Raw genomic sequence first — 16,815 nt, 5'->3', positions numbered from 1 at the left:
CTACTCATTGACGATCAAAAGGAATATGATCGCGGTCGTGTCGGATGGAACGGCTGTACTTGGGCTTGGCGATATCGGACCGATGGCAGCCATGCCAGTGATGGAAGGCAAGGCAATGCTGTTCAAGGAATTCGCAGGTGTTGACGCATTTCCGATTTGTCTGGACACAAAGGACCCTGACGAAATTGTTCGCATTGTCAAAGCATTGGCTCCGGCATTCGGTGGCATCAATCTGGAGGATATTTCATCACCGCGCTGCTTCGAAATTGAGGAGCGGTTGAAACAGGAACTCGATATTCCGGTGTTTCACGACGACCAGCACGGAACGGCTGTCGTTCTTCTGGCTGGATTGTTGAATGCGCTCAAAATTACCGGCAAACAAATGGCGGATATTAAAGTTGTAGTGAACGGTATTGGCGCAGCAGGCATCGCTTGCTCTAAGATGCTGCTCGCCGCTGGTGTGCATAATTTGATCGGTGTGGACCGCTTTGGCGCCATTCAGCGGGAATCTCATTACGACAACCCGCATTGGGCAGCGTTTGCACAATTGACGAATCCGAACTTGGAGGTAGGCAGCTTGTCCGACGTGATTAAGAATGCCGATGTTTTTATCGGCGTATCAGCTCCGAATATTTTAACAGTGGATCATGTGAAGTCCATGGCTAAAGACCCGATCGTCTTCGCAATGGCGAACCCGATTCCAGAGATCGATCCAGAGCAGGCCAAGCCTTACGTAAGAGTCATGGCTACGGGAAGGTCTGATAAACCCAATCAGATCAATAATGTTCTGTGCTTCCCGGGCATTTTCCGAGGAGCTTTGGATTGCAGGGCAAGCGAAATCAATGAAGCGATGAAGCTTGCGGCAGCACACGCAATTGCATCGGTTGTGTCAGATGATGAATTGAACGAAACGTATATCATACCTAGCGTATTTAACCAGAAGGTAGTTGAAAAAGTAAGAGAAGCTGTGATTGATGCTGCTTACCGTACAGGGGTTGCCCGAAAAAGGTTGAGAGAATCCAATTAGGACGAGGCCGGTGCTTAAATTATTTGGGGAATGATGATACTTGTATAAAGTTATGATCGTAGACGATGAGCCCCTTGTGAGATTGACCATGCACCAAATGATTGTATGGAAAGAACTAGATATGGATGAAGAATGTCAGCGAGAGTTTCATTCAATATGTGACGAATTTACGTATCGAAGAGTCTAAACGCTTGTTAAAAAAGGGATATAAAATCATTGATCTGTCTGAAAAGATCGGTTATGTGAATGCCGAGCACTTTAGCCGAGTGTTTAAGAAGGTCACGGGTGTAAGTCCGAAGGTGTATAGGGAGAGTCTTGGTTTAGGTACAGAAATGAAAACAGATCAAAGTTAGCCTCTAAATGGTTGTCCCTTCGGATATTGGTGATCAGGCATTAAATCCTTGACATCAGAGAACTTTATAGTAATATAAAAATAATTGAATATGGACATTTTTCTTATCAAGAGTAGGTGGAGGGACTAGCCCGATGATACCCGGCAACCGACAAACCTTTGTTAACAAAGGAATGCACGGTGCTAATTCTTGCAGAAACGCTGTATGATGCGAATCTGGGAGATAAGAGTGAGGATCTGACTTTAAATTTTTATGACCTTTCTCTAATCCCAGAGAAGGTCATTTTTGTTTTCTTTAACAAACTAAACTCGTCTAACAGGAGGGACAGTATGGCAATCACACTACCTGACAATCTGTCAGCCAAAGAGATTTCAAACCAAGGGAACACTACTATAACGATGAATGAAACAATCGACTATCACCGTGATACTCGTACTCTACCTATTACCTACATAGAATGTTTTCGATTTGACAGTGAGCTTACAGAAAAGCACTTCTTTGAAAACAGCACAGATTATGTCTGTGGGCTCATTGCGATCTCTACTAAGACGGGAGTATGGGGGGTAAAGGAATTTGCGATCCCTTGTAACAGCATGAAGGGTGATATGGCTTTGTGGGCTGCTCCTATGCAACGAATAAAAGGTCTGACCTTGATTGAGGGCTTGAACTACGTTCGAGAAAAACAAGCAGAATGGGGACCCTTGAGATCGGAACTAATTGCGTCTGCATTAATGAATTTAAATGGAAAACTTGGGCTGACATCAAAAATCAACAAGGATCAAAGCTACTACTGGGATCGAGCCTACTTATTTGACCATACGCAAGCATACGTCATTTTCTAAAATCCGAAAAAGCTGGGTCTCCATGGGGGACCTGGCTTTTGTCTTCTAATGACATTCGATAGGCGTGTTTTCCTAGTTTCGAGAAAAATATACGATTAAGCTGTCCCAAAAAGGTTGAAATTATTTCAACCTATCGTGGTTTTTTGATATGGGCTAAAATGAAAGCGATCACAGAAAACGGTGTCATTTTAAAGGAGGCTGGCATCATGCTTTGCTTGCCGGTTCCCTCCAACCCGCAGAAACATGTAAAACAACGTAGAGAAAGGAAGATGACGTGATGGGCCAAACAAACAAAAGTAAAACGCAACTATTAACAATCGCATCGTTCGTCATCGGGATTGCTGTCTGGTTCGCCATGGCCAAAATTCCTGCAATAGGCGCTATTTTGACTGATCCGGTGACCATAGTAAAATCTTTCTGGACCGAGCTAACAAGCGGAAGGCTTTGGCAAAATATTTACGTCAGCCTGTTCCGCGTACTCGGAGGCTTCAGCTTGGGCCTTGCGGCGGCCATACCGATAGCGTTCCTTATGGGCTGGTATAATCCGATCCGATCGATCGTCGAGCCATGGATCCAGTTTTTCCGGACGATTCCGCCGATTGCCCTGATCCCGCTCGTTATCGTGGCGCAAGGGGTAGGCGAATCCGCGAAGATTACCGTCATTTTCGTTTCGACTTTCCTGGTGATGGTTATCTCGATTTATCAAGGTGTGCGCAACGTCGATCCGACCTTGATCAAAGCGGCCCGCGTGTTGGGCGCACGGGACCGGGACATTTTCTTCGAAGTCATCGTTCCGGCATCGTTCCCGTACATTCTCATCGGCGTCAGGCTTGGTCTTGCCAGCGCTTGGACGACGCTCGTAGCGGCAGAGCTGACCGGCGCTTCCAAAGGACTGGGTAACATGATTATGGAGGCAAGCCTTTACTTCCGGATGGACGTCGTTATTCTAGGTATTATCGTAATCGGAGTGATCGGGCTTTTGATGGATAAAGGCGTACTGTATCTTGAGAGGAGGCTAACTGGATGGCAAGAGCTGCGGAAATAGTAACAGGCATATCGTCGGCGGAACTGGCTGTACCGGCAGTACCGAAAATAGAAATCAAGGATTTGTCCAAAATATACAATGGCCGCAACGGCGACGTCGTCGCTTTGCAAAATACGAACTTAACGATCAATGAGAATGAATTCGTTTGCGTCGTTGGACCGAGCGGCTGTGGCAAAACGACACTGCTCAACATTATCGCAGGGCTGGAGCATGCTTCCAGCGGCTCCGTAACGGTGGACGGGAAAGAAGTGAAAGGACCGGGGAAGGAGCGCGGTGTCGTTTTCCAGCAATACGCTTTGTTTCCATGGAAGACGGTGCTGAAGAACGTCGAATTCGGCTTAAAGCTGAGAGGTTACAGCAAAGCGGAACGCCGTGAGCGGGCCGAGCACTACATCGAGATGGTCGGGCTGAAGGATTTTGCCCAGGCGTATCCGAAGGAGCTGTCTGGCGGCATGAAGCAGCGGGTGGCGATTGCAAGAGCTTATGCGGTACAGCCCGAAGTGCTGCTGATGGATGAGCCATTCGGCGCGCTCGACGCACAGACGCGGGCGCAGCTGCAGGAGGAGTTGCTGAACACCTGGCAGAGCGAGAAGCGGACTTGCTTCTTTATTACGCATGATGTCGAAGAGGCTGTCATTCTCGCTCAGAAGGTTATCGTCATGAGTGCCCGTCCGGGGCGAATCAAAGAAATCATTAACGTCGATATTCCGTATCCGCGCAACCAAGCGACGAAGCTCGATGAGCGATTCATTCAGATCAAGAACGAAATCTGGGAGAAAGTTTACCGCGAATACATGGAATATAAGAAGTGAGCGAATCACCTAAAAGGGAGAGGTCTGTTATGAGAAAAAGGTTGTCTTTATTCAAAGGGAAATCCGTCGCGTTCACGTCCATCGTATTATCCGCCATGCTGGCGATCAGCGCTTGCGGCTCAAACGGCACACCGGCAGGCAACGCGCAAAAGCCTTCGCCGGCAACGAGTGGCAGCGCCAAAAAGCAGGAAGTATCCGAGATTCGCGTAGGCTATCTCCCCGACTTGAACGGCTCGCCTCCAATCGTGCTCGGGGAGGAGAAGGGCTTCTTCAAGGAAGAAGGTGTTAAGGTAACGCCAGTCAAATTTTTGAGCGGTCCGCCGGAATTCCAAGCGATGGCTGCAGGTGATTTGGACATCGCGTACATCGGGGCCGGGGCGACTTTCCTTGCCGCGCAAGGCAAAGGAACAATTCTGATGCCGATGAGCTTCAGCTTAAGCGATATGGTGCTTGCCACGAAAAAGTCTGGCGTTACCGATTGGAAAGATCTGAAAGGAAAGACGATCGGAGTACCGAAGGGAACGTCGGGAGAAATGATTTTGAACCTCGGCTTGGAGAAAGGCGGTCTTAAGGCAAGTGACATTAACATCGTCAACATGGACGTAGCGGGCGCCATTACCTCTTTCGTAGCGAACAAAGTCGATGCGGTGGCGATTTGGTCCCCTTACACGGCGGAGATTGAGAAGCAGGTTGGCAAAGACAACATTATCAAACTTGGCGACAACAAGACGTTTTATCCCGATTATGTGTTTCCAGCGAGCTGGGTCGTTAGCCCGAAATTTCTGAAAGAAAAGCCGGAAGCGGTCGAAAAATTCCTTAAAGCTTGGATCAAAGCTAACGATTATAAGCTTCAAAACGTAGAAGAAACGATCAAGCTGACGGCTGCTTATACGCAAGTGCCTGAAGCTTCTCTCCGTGAGCAGCGGAAGGGCATCGAGTGGATGGAGTCCAAAAAAATTGCTGAGGCGTTACAGGATGGCTCGGCGAACAAATGGTACGAGAATCTCGAAAAGTTGTTCGTGGCGACGGAAAAAATGACCGAAATCGTTCCGGCGGACAAGTTCATAGCGCCTCAACCGTTTCTGAATGCGTCCAAGTAAAAAACGAAAGCATGTGAAATTGCACTGGTCAGGACCCCAAGTGTAGACAATGAAAACTGCATATGCGGCAAGTTGGCACCGATACGCTATCGGTGCCAACTTGTTTTGTTTTAATTGGATATGTACTCGTTATAAAATCAGGTAGAAGCCTAGGCATGCTGCAGCGGTATCACCTCTCCCCGGCACCTCTCGGCTTGTACAGCAGCGGGGTGACGTTCAACTGTCTGAGTAAAGCGACGACTTCCTTCGTGCGCTTTTTTTTGAACTTTTTGAGAATCACGTTGATTTGCGACTTAATTGTAGACATCTCGACCTGCCGGTGCTTGGCGATTTCGCCGATTTTCATTTCCTTCATGAGCAAATCGAGAATTTCTGATTCCGTCGGCGTCAGCTGCGACAAAATAAGCGTGGCGTCAAACAGGATTGCTTGGTTTTTACGGATACGCGCGAATTCGTTCTTGACCTTGTAGGCGATTTCGGGCCGGATTTGTGAGATGCCTTGGTGCGCGGAGCGGATAGCGGCAACGATCTCTTCGCTACTTGATGTCTTGAGTACGTAATCGAAAGCGCCGATTTCGAAAGCGTTGAACACCGTTTCGTCATCTTCATGCATGGTCAGAAACACGATCCGGATCTGGGGGCTTTGCTCCAGCACCGTTTGCGCGGCTGCGATGCCGGCATGCTTGACTTCCATTTCAATGTCCATCAGTATGACGTCCGGAGCTTTCTCCAGCGCCAGCTGTACGGCCAGTTTGCCGCTTGTGGCAAGTCCAACGACCTCCATGTCTGCTTCCCCAGCGACCAGCTCGCAGAAATGTTCTCGCAGCACGTCAAGATCCTCGGCTATAACAACGCGTATCGGCTTGCTCATCGCTTTCCCTCCTTTTCCGCTTCGGGCAATTGAATGAAATAAACGGGAACGATCACTTGGAACATGCTTCCTTCACCAGACAAGCTTTCCACATGAATCCGTCCGTAATGCCCGCTAATGATATAATTCGCGTAAGAGAGGCCGACGCCCCAATTTCTGGTCGTATTTTTGCTCGTGTAAAACGGATCGAAAATCGTCTCGAGCTGGTCTTTGGCGATGCCGACGCCATTATCGGTGATCGTGATAATGACCCATTCCTCTTCCACATAAGTTGAAACATTTACTCGACCGTTCTTCTCCTCAGGAATCGCTTCAATTGCATTGTTGATGATATTGTACAGAGCTTCGATCAAATGGGCTTCGTCCATTAAAATCAAAATCGGCAATTCAGGCGGCTCGATCTTTAGCCGAACATGCTCGGGCACGGCTTGGATTCGTTCCTGAAGCTTGAGCAAAAGCTCTCGGGCAGAAATTGGCTTCAACTGGAGATGAGTCGTTTTGAACGTGTTATATAGCTGGTCGAGCCGCTTCATCGTATGGGATACGATTTCCGACGCTTTATGTAGCTTTTGGTTTGCCGCTTCCGGATTAACTGGCGCATTGGCTTTGATCGATTGGTTGATTAGCAGTTGAACCATCAGGAGCTGATTTTTGATCCCGTGCGTAAAAACGCGTGCGCCCATGTTGGCCGTCTTCAGCTTGCGCTCCAGCTGCAAATCGGTACGGCCCAGCTGCTTTTCGATTTCTGTGTATCGCCAGATCGAGATGATGCTGATCGCCGAGAAAATGCCGGTGACGATGATGCTCAAATACCATTCAAACAGCGTCAGCGGCGGATTGAAATTGGAAAAGTCGGAATACAGTACGTAATACGTACGCACGTCGGTCACCTGGAGCGGCCCCATAAAGCCGAGGTAAAAGTAAAACAGCATGAGAGCGAACACGCCGTACAAAATATGCTGGATCTGCTTTTTGCTCCAAGGCACCGTACTGCGCTTGTAACGCAAAATCACTAACGTAATCGCCACCAATGCGGATCCGATCAGCCAACCACGGGTCAGCCAGCCGATCACGTACGTCGATTCCCGGCTTAGGATGCCAAGCGCTTGTTTGTACAGATGTGGGTCGTAAAACAATATGTTGCAAAGCGGCAGTATCGCGTTAAGGGCGTGCAGCTTCAAGGTTTGCCGGAATGGACGATAATAAAATAGCGACACGGATAAGCCGAGCAAGCTGTAAATAAACAAGGAGCGGCCGACCGTGATCATGCGGCTTATGGTTTCGAGCGAGAAAGGCGAATGCAGCAGAAGATTGCGGATGTAGTCATTGAAAAAAAGCACGATATTGACGCGGTAATAAAAGCCGCCGTATTTGGCGATGAACAGAATGAGTCCGGACATGCTGAGAAACCAGCCGAGCAGAACGAGCGCCATCCAATAAGCGGACGGCTTGTTCGCTTTTACGATGAAAAGCGAAATGGCCGCCGCCATAACTAGAAACAAAAGAATCGTCATCGTTGCGCGGCCTCCGATCGGTTTTTAAATGCGATCCTATTAGTTTACCACATTCGCAAGTAAAGATGAGGCTGTCTCCAAAGCGTTTCACATCGTAGGGGATCAGCACAAGACAAGCGGGGCAGTGCCAAAAGCCAACTATCGACTTTTGGTACTGCCCCTGATCCCATCACGCCTAACGAACCGAGTGGTCACTATTCACTTTAAATATCTTGAGCTGTGAAGCTCCTACGCTCCCGAAACGCGCGGCATCGGCATCGGCTCAGCGCCCAAACCCGCCCATGCGTATTTGAGCAGAAGCTCCATTTTCAGCACCCGGTAAGCGGGATCGTCCCATTTGTTGTCAAGCTCGCCTGGGTCCGTCTCCAGATCGAACAGCTCGCCGTACGTTTGGTTATAGTACACGGTTAGCTTGTAGCGGGCCTCCACGTACGTTTTCTGATGAATGGTCGCCGCCTCGTGGCGGAATTCGACCAAGGCATGGTTGCGCGCCTGGGACTGCTTGCCGAGCCATACTTGGCTTTGATCGATCCCTGACATGATATGCGGAACCGGAAGGCCGGCAAAGTTAAGGAACGTCGGCGCCAAATCCACGAGCGATTGAATAGCGCCGTTTGTTTCTCCAGCTGGAACATGTCCCGGATACCGGACAAGGAACGGCAGCTTGATCAAGTCCTCGTAATGGAAGCCGCCTTTGAACTGCAGGCCGTGCTGGCCGAAGAAGTGACCGTGGTCGGTCGTAAAGACGACAATCGTATTGTCCGCAATACCCAGCTCGTCGAGCTTGTCGAGAATTTTGCCGATATATTTGTCCATCAGGCTGATCATGCCGTAGTACACGGCGACCAGCTTTTTGCTTTCGTCCTCCGAATAGTGCGTCGTGTGCGAGTGATAGCCGTGAATTGCCAAGCCGCTTTCCCTCCAAGCTGAAAAATCCGGGCTTTCGAGCTGCGTCATGCCGAAGTGGGGCGGATTTTTGTCATGCTCGCCGGGTGTGACAACCGGGATGGTCAGCTGATCCGGGTCATACATCGTATCCCATGGCGCGGAAGCCAAATACGGCGGATGCGGATCGAAGAAGCTCGACCAGAGGAAGAACGGTTCATCGTCATTTTTATATTGCTCAAGCATTGCGTTCGTCCGTTCGGCAATCCACGTATCGTAATGGTATTCCTCCGGAATATCCCACGAAAAGAGATGGTTCGGATCCATCGTTCCGGTAGGAGAAGTGAAATAGTCGCGCCAGTTGGCGCAGCCTTTGTCCTCAAGCCAATTCACATAGTGCTGGCCTACCAGAAATTCGTTTGTATGGTTGCGCGTCAGCTCGATATGCTCGAAGCCGTAGAACGGTCCGTGAAAGGTCCGCCAAAATTCGTGATCCTTCAAATATTCGTACGATTCGAGAGACGGGTAATCCTCGGTAGCTCCCAGCTGTTGAAAATGCGCTTTCCCGATCAAGGCCGTACGGTAACCGCCCGCTTGGAAATCTTCTCCGACTGTATGACGATCCTCGAGAAGCTTCGTGCCAAGCGTCCAAGCGCCGTGCTGGCTCGGGTACTGGCCGGTAATGATGGAAGCTCGCGTCGGCGTGCATGTCGGATTCGGGCAATAGGCCCGCGTGAACGTCGTCCCTTCGTGGACAAGCCTATCCAGATTCGGCGTGGAAATTTCGGGCTGGAAGGCCCCGATCGTATTCCAATGCTGCTGATCGCTCGTAATAAGCAGAATGTTTGGTTTTTTCATGCAATATCTCCTCCTCGTACTTCGCTGCGATAAGCGCTTCTTTTTGCTTTTATTGTAAAGGATAGGGTGCCCGGATCGGAATGCCAATATGTCGCAACGATTTGTCATTATGTCGGGTGTAGGCTAAGCTATAGAAATGGAATAAACGGCTGAAAGGAGGCAGGATGATGCGCCTGCGAATGAAGGAGTACGATATGGAGTATGCGGAATTGATCTATTGCACCCCTTCCGTGTTGGAGAAGGAAGGTGGTTTGTGGCCGCTGCGCGCAGGAAGATGTGAGGCCAAGCCGAACTATAAGGCGGGACCGAAGTGGATCGAGTGCTGTAGTATTCATTTTGTAAGGGAAGGCCAGGTACAGTTTACTAATAAGGACCGGCAAATCGAGCTTAAAAAGGGAGATCTTTTCGGAATGTTTCCACGAGCCGTCTACGAATATAAAATTGACCCGGTCGTGTTGCAGCTGGAGATGACTTGGATTGCCTTCGACGGCCAGCACGCGGTTAAGCTGCTGGAAACAATCGGAATGAGCCAAGACATGCCGTTCGTACGTGGAGCACTGAACAAGGAGACCGAGGACATACTGAGACGGCTGTTGCATGCGATTCGGGATCCCGATGCCGAAGGCGGACGTCTACAGGCGATCGGTTTGCTTTACGGGCTATTCGCGCGATTGGCGCCTTCTCCCGCAATGCCGTCCAAAAAGCAAACGCGAACGGCATGGCTGGAGAAAAGCGTGGATTTCATAAACACACATGTTTTTGAAGGCGTTTCGGTCGAGGATGCCGCTCATTACGTCGGCGTGCATCGATCGCATTTCTCGGGAGTGTTCGCTGAGCGGATGGGCGTATCGCCCATTCAGTACATGCAGCGGCTCAAGATGGACAAGGGCGCACAGCTGCTTCGCGAAACGGATAAGCTTGTAACCGAAATAGCCCTGTTCCTCGGCTATCCCGATCTATACGCATTCACGCGCGCATTCACATCTTACTTCGGGCTATCGCCGACGAAGTATAGGAGTGGATCGGGCGGATAAGAAAAGAGAGAAAGAGCCCTTGTTAGATAGGTTGAAATTTTTTCAACCTGTTGGGGCTTTTTGTTATGGGCTAAAATGAAAGCGATCACAGAAATGTAGGAAGGGATCATAGTTCAGATCAGCTTCATCTATATATTTAGGGGAATGATGAATGTATGTATAAAGTTATGATCGTAGACGATGAGCCCCTTGTGAGAATGACCATGCACCAAATGATTGTATGGAAAGAACTAGATATGGAGATTGTAGCTGAGGCTAATGATGGCCTGGAAGCTTTGGCTATTTTACAAGCGCGTAATGATATCGATATATTGCTGTTAGATATTCAAATGCCGAAAATGAACGGAATTGAACTGTTAGGTGCTATTCAATCTTTAGATGCAATGAAAAAGCCAATACCAATTATCCTAAGCGCATATCGTGATTTTAGTTATGTTCGTGAAGCCTTTTTACTCGGAGCCTTTGATTATATTGTAAAAGTAGATATGGACGAGGAGTACATGCTGCCTGTTCTGCAAAAAGCACGGCAAAAGCTAGAAAAGCTCGGTGCCTCGAATGATTCACAAGTGATCCATGAAGAAAAAGTAGGTACAGACAAAGTGATCGCCGGGCTGCTCACATTAGATATCCAATCGAATGTAATGGCGTATGCCCGAATCGTTTCTGAAGTATGCAATTGGCTGGGCGAGATCAATCAAGTGGCCGTTGCGGTGTCGCTCTCAAGCCCAGCGGAGATGACTTCGAAGAAGGCGATTAAGCAGACGATTAAAGCAGAGATGGACTCGGCTGTATTCAAGCATATCGTTTATGATGAGAACCCGAACGAAATATTCATTCTGCTAACGGTTCCGCAGCTCAGAAGTGAAATCATGATTCGTGAGCGTATTCACGCTGCGCTCTCCCTAATCAAAACTAGACTTGAGCAGTATATGAATATCCGTGTGGCAATGGGAATTAGTGATATCGTTGATGGGAGAAAGCATTGGCAAAGGTTAATGAATCAGGCGCGAGGCCTAGTTTCTTTGAGCTTTTTTGAAGGTTATGACAAATTCTTCTACCCCGAGAGTGAAATCAAATTAGGTAAGGAAACTAGCGCTGATCTACGAATTAAGCTAAAAGCGAAAAGTATGGAGATTGTACGTTTGCTTCAACAGGAGTATGAAGTGCAATGGGAGCTTGAATTTGACCGAAGTGTGAAGCTGCTGAAAGAAAAAGCAAGATGGGATGTTCATGAAACAAGGTTGATTTTAATTGATTTCCTATGGGAGCTTGGAGCATTACTGTATACCCAAGATGTTCGATGGGGGGGAGTATTCGACCATTGTCATCCCTTTGAACAGTTGAAAGAATTTCATACCTTTGAGGACACAATCGTATGGATCAAGCAAGTTTGTTCAGATATTTATCGGTATATACATGAGTTAAGCCCAAAAACAAATGCGCCCTATAGTATCGTTGAGAAGGCGAAAGAGTTCATTCATCAGCATTATTGTGAAGAATTGAGTCTAAATATGGTCAGCCAATGGGTTGGGGTCAGTGAAAATTATTTAAGCAGGCTATTTATGAAGAATGTCGGCGAAAGTTTCGTTCAATATTTAACGAATTTACGTATCGAAGAGTCTAAACGCTTGTTAAAAAAGGGATATAAAATCATTGATCTGTCTGAAAAGATCGGTTATGTGAATGCCGAGCACTTTAGCCGAGTGTTTAAGAAGGTCACGGGTGTAAGCCCGAAGGTGTATAAGGAGAGACTTGGTTTAGGTACAGAAGTGAAAACAGATCGGATTGTCGAAAAGCATTGTGAAATTGGTGATGTGTGAGAGATTCAGGAAATAAAGGGGGTCACTAAAGTGATTACGAGCAGGAAAATATGGGCCAGGCAATTGCTTGTCTTTTCCTGTGCAATCATGGTTTTTGCAGGATGTTCCAAGCCTCTTGGTACTTCCGATCATCGGACTACAGAGAAAAGTAATTACAAAAACAGCAAAATTCTGACGATAGGTATGCCGACTGATATGCTCACTTTTGACATTCATAATCACAATTCCATTTCGACCGAAGCGATTCATATCAATATGTTTAGTTATTTGTTTAAACGGAGTTCTGATATGGAAATCAAGCCGGATCTCGTAGAAAGCTATAAAGTCATCGACGATACGACCTGGGAGTTCAAATTAAAGAAAAATGTTACTTTTCATAGTGGCGATCCATTAACTGCTGCTGATGTGAAGTATACCTTAGAACGAGTAGCCAAAGACAAATCTCTTAGAGAATACCCTAACTATAAACAAATCATAGAAGTGAGAATGATTGACAATCTGAGATTCCAAATCTTAACGGATGGACCGCAACCTGCGCTGCTCAACCGATTATCCAGCTTAGGTTCGGGTATATTGCCTAAGAACTATATTGAAAGAAATGGTTTTGATTATTTTCTAACGCATCCTGTTGGTTCCGGCCCTTTTAAATTTGTTGAATGGGTGCACGACGATTATCTTACATTGGAATCATATAATAAGTTTTATGGTGGACGTGTCAAAGCTTGGGATCGTGTTGTGTTCCGTAAAATTCCGGATGATAGGAGCCGAATCATCGATTTATTGGCAGGAGGAAGTGATATTGCTGTAAATATTCCTCCTGATTTGGTTCATATCATCAACGCACAAGAAGATGTAACAACTTTAACAACTGACAATGAGATGAGCTTGTACGGAGTTAAAAAGTCGATCAACTTCAAACCAAGAACGGATGAAATGATCTATGTGCCGGAAATAACGAAAAAAAATAGAAAGTAGGCAGGGTCATATATGCATATCGTGATTGATTTTTGGGGGAAGACATCGATATCGGTTTGAGATTGAATGAGCAGGTTAATGTAATCCATCAATGTATAAAAATATCATGAATTGGAATGAAAATATCATTCAAAAATACAAAATTAAAAAATAATATAGTAGGAAACCTATAATTTTTGAGTTTAGGTAATTACTGATATAAAGACGGCTACGGGCTAAAGAATGAATTATCCGGTAGTCGTCTTTTATTTCTTGAACTTTGGTATCGATGGTAGGGGAGGGAAAATGATAACAAATTACAAATATTATAGAGATGATATCAGGAAAACAATTATTGTAAATGCGCTTATTCCGGTTATCATCATTGCAGTATTCAGTTATTTTCTGTTGTTTTTCGGTCTTTACAGGGCAATTGTTTTTCGAAACTATTCAGTTAACGCTCAAATAACTAAAACCGTGGAGCAGACTGTAAGCAATTATCAGAACCAAACAGGTCGATTATCGACAGAAGTTCTGGCCTATCTGGATTCGAAGCAAGCCATTAGTGACATGTATGAAGAGTTTTATGACTTTGTGAACAAAATGGATATTAAAGCAAATTTCTTTGTGTTCGATAGTCATTTGCAGCCTTGGCTCCAAAGCACGAATCGGATCCCAGAGTATGCACAAGGCGAAAGTGCATTGAAATGGGGATTTGTTAGCAGAATGCTAGAAACGCCGGACAAGGTAGTTCTGGCAAGGCCGCCTGCTATTACTGTTAATCAGACTTTGTCAGTTGGTAAAGCGATTGTTGAAGATGGCCGTGTTGCCGGATTTATCACCTTTGACTTGAATGAGATGGATTTGATCAAGCTGATCAGCCAAAATTACTCGATCAGCGCCGTTATAGCTGACAAGTACGGATATGTAATTGCAGCCACGAATGAATTGCTAGTCAATCAATTTGGAAAAATCGACATCAAATTCAGGGACAAGTCCGGTATTATCCATTTGAAAGCAGACAGCCATTATGTGACGAGGACGGAAATTCTTGACGGGGAAATTAGTATTTATACGTTCACTTCGATCGGTTATTTCAGTTCGGCGCTTATATTGGCGGGTGTGCTGTTAATATTGCTGTTTGTGATATTAGCCTTGACGATTTTCCTATCGGCAAGGAAAATAGCCCGCAGTAAAACCCGGGTCATTGACGACATCATAAGGGCCATCGAGAATGTTCAAATCGGCAAACTAGATACTCGACTCAATGTTAACACGAATAATGAATTCCAAATTTTCGCAGAAGCCTACAATCAGATGCTGACTGATATCAAAAATTTAATTGAATTGAACAAGGAAAAGGCTCGACAAAACGTATTGTCCGAAATCAAACAACTGGAATCCCAATTCAATCCTCACTTTCTGTTTAATACGCTGGAAACAATCCGATACATGGTTATTATGGACCCGTCCTCTGTGAACAAGATCATCGTAGGCCTGTCTGAATTGTTAAGATACAGTATCAATAATACGATTACAGAGGTTAGCCTGGGAGAGGACATCAAATATACTCAAAATTATCTGTTCATTCAAAAATACCGTTTTAAAGAAAAATTCAACTTCAGCATTGATGTAGATGAAGAAGCTTTGGCATGCATTGTTCCCAAGCTGATTGTGCAGCCGATCATTGAGAATGCAATCAAGCATGGCTTTGCAGATCGTCAGTCCTTATCCGTACAGATTAATGCGAAGATAGACGAATCCGACCTGGTAGTCACCATTACTGACGATGGCGAGGGAATGGAACCGAAGGTTCTAGAAAAAATGCGAGATATTCTTGCAACCAATAAAAGCAATTCTTCGCATGTGGGATTGTTTAATGTTCACAGAAGAGTACAGCTCATGTATGGCGATCAGTACGGGATCGGCATATCAAGCCGCCAACATGGCGGAACCGTGGTTACGATTACATTACCGGCTAGCAGGGGGGAATGCGAACATGTTGAAGGTGTTAATCGTTGAAGATGAAGAGATCATTAGAAAAGGGCTTTTGAATACGATTGATTGGCTGTCCATGCACTGTTTGATTGTGGGAGACGCCTCTAACGGCGAGGAAGGCCTTGGGCTGATCAAGAAGCTGCGGCCGGACTTGGTGATTACCGATATCAGAATGCCTGTTATGAATGGCATAGAAATGATTGAACAAGCAGTGGGGTTATATCCGTTTCACACCCTCCTTCTGACCAGTTATTCAGAATTCGAATATGCCAAGAAAGCAATTTCGCTGAAGGTGTGCGAATACTTATTAAAGCCTGTAAATGAAGAGAAACTTGAGGAAATCATCGAGAGTATCAGGCAGGAGGTCAGGCAAGATCAGGTTTTCAATGACATTATCCAACAAACAAAAACGATTGGCGATATGAAGCTGGTAGAGTTGGATGTGTATATCCATGCCGACAAAAAGTTGAATTATTATGTCGGCGAGACCATCAAGCGAATTAAGAACGATTACCATCAAAAGTTGAGCATTGAAGGTATCGCTGACGAACTTGGCGTTAGTCCTAGTTACTTGAGCCGTGAATTCAAGAAATCTACTTCACAAACATTTTTGGATATTCTTAACAAGTATCGGATTCAAAAGGCAATTGAATTACTTACAGCTGGGAAAAGTAGGAAATACGAAATAGCCAATATGACGGGCTTCAATGAATATAAGAATTTTTGCAATGTGTTTAAAAAGTATGCAGGCACATCTCCCACAGATTTTATGAGTTCCGGCAACCGGGTAGTCGTGAAAAATCGTTCACTAGATGAGCAAATTCAAGTTTAAGAGGAGAAGAGACATGAAATATAATTATCATATGCATTCCTGTTATTCTGACGGTACCAACACCCCGGAGGAATTAATCGGACTTGCCATCGAGCATGGAATACAATCGGTAGCATTGACCGATCACGATACAGTCGAGGGCGTAGAGGCCTTTATGGCTGCTGCTGAAGGAACGGATATTAAAACCTTACCCGGTGTGGAGATTTCATCGTGTATGGGTCCAAAGATCGTACATATTCTTGGTTACGGCATAGACATAAAGAACGCCGAACTACTGAAATTGTTAAATTCTTTAACTGCGGAAGCTTCGGAATACACAAAGTATACGTTTGAAAAATACGTGTCTAAAAAGTTCGATTATTCTTGGGAACAAGTATTGAGACATAATCAAAATCGAAAAGGGTTTTATCTGTCTAGCCTGTTCTATGCCATGTTGCAGGATGGACGATTTAACGGCTGGGACCAATATCGAGACTTCGTTGCTTATTGCTTCCATTTCTCAGGACAATCTTATGGTGCTCCGATCGAGAAAAGTTTCGAAGTAATAAAGAAAAGTGGTGGAAAAGCATTTCTGGCGCACCCCAAACTGATGAAACTGAGTTTAGATGAAGAATATAAGATCTTTAAACAAATGAAAGTTTTAGGTCTCGATGGTATTGAAGCCTATTACCCTGCACACTCGCCAAAAGAATCTAATTGGTATGAACTTTGTTGTGAGAGATTAGGTTTGGAGGTGTCTGGGGGGACAGACTGGCACGGAATGGCACGTCTGAATACTCCTTTATATGTTGATGGAAATATTCAAATGAATTGATTTTATTACTGCAGGCAGCTTGCCATGGTGAGAACACCTCGGATAAAGCTGCCTGT

At 45.9% G+C, this 16,815-nt stretch carries 15 protein-coding genes and 1 riboswitch; of the genes, 12 read left to right on the top strand and 3 right to left on the bottom strand.

Annotated elements, in window-relative coordinates; genetic code table 11:
- The 6 genes from L6I86_RS02565 to L6I86_RS02540 form a co-directional block, all read left to right on the top strand.
- On the top strand, window positions 1-1,027 hold a 1,027-nt coding region (locus L6I86_RS02565; protein WP_236284348.1), incomplete at its 5' end, for an NAD(P)-dependent malic enzyme.
- Window positions 1,028-1,152: 125 nt separating this feature from the next.
- Window positions 1,153-1,380, top strand: coding sequence for a helix-turn-helix domain-containing protein (locus L6I86_RS02560; RefSeq protein ID WP_236284347.1), 228 nt, complete (start codon window positions 1,153-1,155; stop codon window positions 1,378-1,380).
- Between the two features lie 100 nt (window positions 1,381-1,480).
- Window positions 1,481-1,609, top strand: a riboswitch (SAM riboswitch).
- A 100-nt stretch (window positions 1,610-1,709) separates the two neighbouring features.
- A complete protein-coding gene (locus L6I86_RS02555; RefSeq protein WP_236284346.1) occupies window positions 1,710-2,222 on the top strand; it encodes a hypothetical protein in 513 nt (170 codons plus the stop codon).
- Between the two features lie 277 nt (window positions 2,223-2,499).
- Window positions 2,500-3,267, top strand: a complete 768-nt coding sequence (locus L6I86_RS02550; protein WP_236284345.1) for an ABC transporter permease — start codon at window positions 2,500-2,502, stop codon at window positions 3,265-3,267.
- The gene (locus L6I86_RS02545; protein ID WP_236284344.1) at window positions 3,246-4,079 is read left to right on the top strand and encodes an ABC transporter ATP-binding protein; all 834 of its coding nucleotides are present in this window, start codon (window positions 3,246-3,248) and stop codon (window positions 4,077-4,079) included. The genes L6I86_RS02550 and L6I86_RS02545 overlap by 22 nt, the downstream gene beginning before the upstream one ends.
- A 29-nt stretch (window positions 4,080-4,108) precedes the next feature.
- Complete coding sequence (locus L6I86_RS02540; RefSeq protein WP_236284343.1) at window positions 4,109-5,179, top strand: ABC transporter substrate-binding protein; 1,071 nt, start codon at window positions 4,109-4,111, stop codon at window positions 5,177-5,179.
- A gap of 169 nt (window positions 5,180-5,348) precedes the next feature.
- Here L6I86_RS02540 and L6I86_RS02535 read toward each other — a convergent pair whose 3' ends face one another.
- The 3 genes from L6I86_RS02535 to L6I86_RS02525 form a co-directional block, all read right to left on the bottom strand.
- Window positions 5,349-6,050: a response regulator transcription factor gene (locus L6I86_RS02535; RefSeq protein ID WP_236284342.1), complete on the bottom strand. Its 702-nt coding sequence runs from the start codon at window positions 6,048-6,050 to the stop codon at window positions 5,349-5,351.
- Window positions 6,047-7,564, bottom strand: a complete 1,518-nt coding sequence (locus tag L6I86_RS02530; RefSeq protein ID WP_236284341.1) for a sensor histidine kinase — start codon at window positions 7,562-7,564, stop codon at window positions 6,047-6,049. The genes L6I86_RS02535 and L6I86_RS02530 overlap by 4 nt, the downstream gene beginning before the upstream one ends.
- Window positions 7,565-7,792: 228 nt before the next feature.
- Window positions 7,793-9,307, bottom strand: a complete 1,515-nt coding sequence (locus tag L6I86_RS02525) for a sulfatase family protein (RefSeq protein WP_236284340.1) — start codon at window positions 9,305-9,307, stop codon at window positions 7,793-7,795.
- 167 nt (window positions 9,308-9,474) lie between these two features.
- On the opposite strand from L6I86_RS02525, the gene L6I86_RS02520 reads away from it, so the two are divergent.
- The 6 genes from L6I86_RS02520 (at window position 9,475) to L6I86_RS02495 (ending at window position 16,759) form a co-directional block, all read left to right on the top strand.
- On the top strand, window positions 9,475-10,341 hold the full coding sequence (locus tag L6I86_RS02520; protein WP_236284339.1) for an AraC family transcriptional regulator: 867 nt from the start codon (window positions 9,475-9,477) through the stop codon (window positions 10,339-10,341).
- A 155-nt stretch (window positions 10,342-10,496) separates the two neighbouring features.
- Window positions 10,497-12,161, top strand: coding sequence for a response regulator (locus tag L6I86_RS02515; RefSeq protein WP_236284338.1), 1,665 nt, complete (start codon window positions 10,497-10,499; stop codon window positions 12,159-12,161).
- Window positions 12,162-12,191: 30 nt separating this feature from the next.
- Window positions 12,192-13,136, top strand: a complete 945-nt coding sequence (locus L6I86_RS02510) for an ABC transporter substrate-binding protein (RefSeq protein ID WP_236284337.1) — start codon at window positions 12,192-12,194, stop codon at window positions 13,134-13,136.
- Between the two features lie 285 nt (window positions 13,137-13,421).
- A complete protein-coding gene (locus L6I86_RS02505) occupies window positions 13,422-15,137 on the top strand; it encodes a sensor histidine kinase (RefSeq protein WP_236284336.1) in 1,716 nt (571 codons plus the stop codon).
- Window positions 15,115-15,945, top strand: coding sequence for a response regulator transcription factor (locus tag L6I86_RS02500; RefSeq protein WP_236284335.1), 831 nt, complete (start codon window positions 15,115-15,117; stop codon window positions 15,943-15,945). The genes L6I86_RS02505 and L6I86_RS02500 overlap by 23 nt, the downstream gene beginning before the upstream one ends.
- A 13-nt stretch (window positions 15,946-15,958) precedes the next feature.
- Window positions 15,959-16,759: a PHP domain-containing protein gene (locus L6I86_RS02495; protein WP_236284334.1), complete on the top strand. Its 801-nt coding sequence runs from the start codon at window positions 15,959-15,961 to the stop codon at window positions 16,757-16,759.
- The last annotated feature ends 56 nt before the right edge of the window (window positions 16,760-16,815 follow it).

Origin of the sequence: Paenibacillus allorhizoplanae (assembly GCF_927798215.1) — a bacterium.
Lineage (GTDB): Bacteria > Bacillota > Bacilli > Paenibacillales > NBRC-103111 > Paenibacillus_E > Paenibacillus_E allorhizoplanae.
The sequence above is the reverse complement of the archived record's forward strand: the minus strand, read 5'-3'. Positions and strand labels throughout refer to the sequence as shown.

What these genes read in the sequence shown, in the direction of transcription:
- L6I86_RS02560 (WP_236284347.1), top strand. Translation starts at nt 1,153, where the DNA reads ATGAAGAATGTCAGCGAGAGTTTCATTCAATATGTGACGAATTTACGT.
- L6I86_RS02555 (WP_236284346.1), top strand. Translation starts at nt 1,710, where the DNA reads ATGGCAATCACACTACCTGACAATCTGTCAGCCAAAGAGATTTCAAAC.
- L6I86_RS02550 (WP_236284345.1), top strand. Translation starts at nt 2,500, where the DNA reads ATGGGCCAAACAAACAAAAGTAAAACGCAACTATTAACAATCGCATCG.
- L6I86_RS02545 (WP_236284344.1), top strand. Translation starts at nt 3,246, where the DNA reads ATGGCAAGAGCTGCGGAAATAGTAACAGGCATATCGTCGGCGGAACTG.
- L6I86_RS02540 (WP_236284343.1), top strand. Translation starts at nt 4,109, where the DNA reads ATGAGAAAAAGGTTGTCTTTATTCAAAGGGAAATCCGTCGCGTTCACG.
- L6I86_RS02535 (WP_236284342.1), bottom strand. Translation starts at nt 6,050, where the DNA reads ATGAGCAAGCCGATACGCGTTGTTATAGCCGAGGATCTTGACGTGCTG.
- L6I86_RS02530 (WP_236284341.1), bottom strand. Translation starts at nt 7,564, where the DNA reads ATGACGATTCTTTTGTTTCTAGTTATGGCGGCGGCCATTTCGCTTTTC.
- L6I86_RS02525 (WP_236284340.1), bottom strand. Translation starts at nt 9,307, where the DNA reads ATGAAAAAACCAAACATTCTGCTTATTACGAGCGATCAGCAGCATTGG.
- L6I86_RS02520 (WP_236284339.1), top strand. Translation starts at nt 9,475, where the DNA reads ATGCGCCTGCGAATGAAGGAGTACGATATGGAGTATGCGGAATTGATC.
- L6I86_RS02515 (WP_236284338.1), top strand. Translation starts at nt 10,497, where the DNA reads ATGTATAAAGTTATGATCGTAGACGATGAGCCCCTTGTGAGAATGACC.
- L6I86_RS02505 (WP_236284336.1), top strand. Translation starts at nt 13,422, where the DNA reads ATGATAACAAATTACAAATATTATAGAGATGATATCAGGAAAACAATT.
- L6I86_RS02500 (WP_236284335.1), top strand. Translation starts at nt 15,115, where the DNA reads ATGTTGAAGGTGTTAATCGTTGAAGATGAAGAGATCATTAGAAAAGGG.
- L6I86_RS02495 (WP_236284334.1), top strand. Translation starts at nt 15,959, where the DNA reads ATGAAATATAATTATCATATGCATTCCTGTTATTCTGACGGTACCAAC.